Origin of the sequence: Flammeovirga aprica JL-4, from assembly GCF_012844305.1 — a bacterium.
In the GTDB taxonomy this organism is placed as follows: Bacteria; Bacteroidota; Bacteroidia; order Cytophagales; family Flammeovirgaceae; genus Flammeovirga; species Flammeovirga aprica.
Genome location: NZ_JABANE010000299.1, coordinates 1 through 1,167 on the forward strand (window position 1 = coordinate 1; position 1,167 = coordinate 1,167).

At 32.1% G+C, this 1,167-nt stretch carries 1 protein-coding gene; it reads left to right on the forward strand.

The genetic code is table 11. The features are described 5' to 3' along the window. The first annotated feature begins 106 nt into the window (after positions 1–106). Positions 107–964 carry a hypothetical protein gene (locus tag HHU12_RS34005; protein WP_169661162.1) on the forward strand — a complete coding sequence of 286 codons (858 nt, stop codon included), beginning with the start codon at positions 107–109 and terminating at the stop codon, positions 962–964. The last annotated feature ends 203 nt before the right edge of the window (positions 965–1,167 follow it).

A 1,167-nucleotide genomic window follows, 5' to 3' on the forward strand; every position in this document is an offset into this window, starting at 1 on the left:
ACGGATCACCTGAAACAAATAATCAGCTAGATTATGGTCATATTTATCACTTGGATAAGGTGGCAGGGCATAAAACGATGGTTCGACAAATTATCTCTAAAGCATAATGAAGTTATCTGAGAGTAAAGCCAAAAAGTTATTACAATTGAGTCAAGGGGAAGTGATTTCGGGGAGTCAATTGAAAGGGGCTCCTTTTGAACAGATGCTTCAAGATGGTATTTTACAATCTTCTACTCAAGGAAGAACAAGGCGTAAGGTAGTTTGCAAAGATCCTTCTCAACTGAAATTCTATTTACAAAATCAATGGGGAATAAATGACCTTCTGGCTTACATAGATAATTTCAAAACAGGAGAGAGTAGAGCCGATAACATCAAAGTATCTTCTGATTCTAAATCTACCAAAGTAAGAACTTTTAAAGGCTTCTTGGTGAATTGCTATGAACCTATTTCAGCAGTTTTAAATGGAAAGGAATTAATACTTCAACCTTCTTTTGGGAGCTTTATTTTTATCAGTGATTTTGAAAATTTCACTTTAGATAAAGAGGTTACAATAATTGGAGTAGAGAATGCCGAAAACTTTAAAATGATCGAACAACAGAGTTATCTTTTTGAAGACAAGAAGGTTTTATTTGTTAGTCGATACCCTCAATCCCAATCTAAAGATTTGATACAATGGCTTCAATCTATTTCCAATTCCTACCTTCATTATGGTGACTTTGATTTTGAAGGATTTGGCATTTATCAAAATGAATATCAAAAATATCTAGGAGAAAGGGCTTCATTTTTTATCCCTCCAAATATTGAAGAATTGCTTCAGAAATATGGGAATAGGAATTTGTATGATCTTCAGTTGAATAAAAGAAAATTGATTATTTATGATGAGAACTTGAAAAGTTTGGTGGATCTCTTTCATCATTATAAAAAGTGTTTGGAGCAGGAGGTTTTGATTGGGGGAAAGGGTTGATTTTTTCTTACAAAAAATAAGATTAGTAGGAAAAGATATTAAGTTCAGTCACCAACGATTTAAAAATGACTAGAACAAAAGCTCAAATACTCATTACTTTTATCTTGAAATTTGAAGAACAACAGAAAAAACAAATGGAATCACCAATATTTTATACAAATAGAAAAGGCGATAAATCATACCTTAAGAAGTCTGTAACAAAG

Bases quoted from the DNA above. Each gene is read 5' to 3' on its own strand.
- HHU12_RS34005 (WP_169661162.1), top strand. From the start codon at position 107: ATGAAGTTATCTGAGAGTAAAGCCAAAAAGTTATTACAATTGAGTCAA.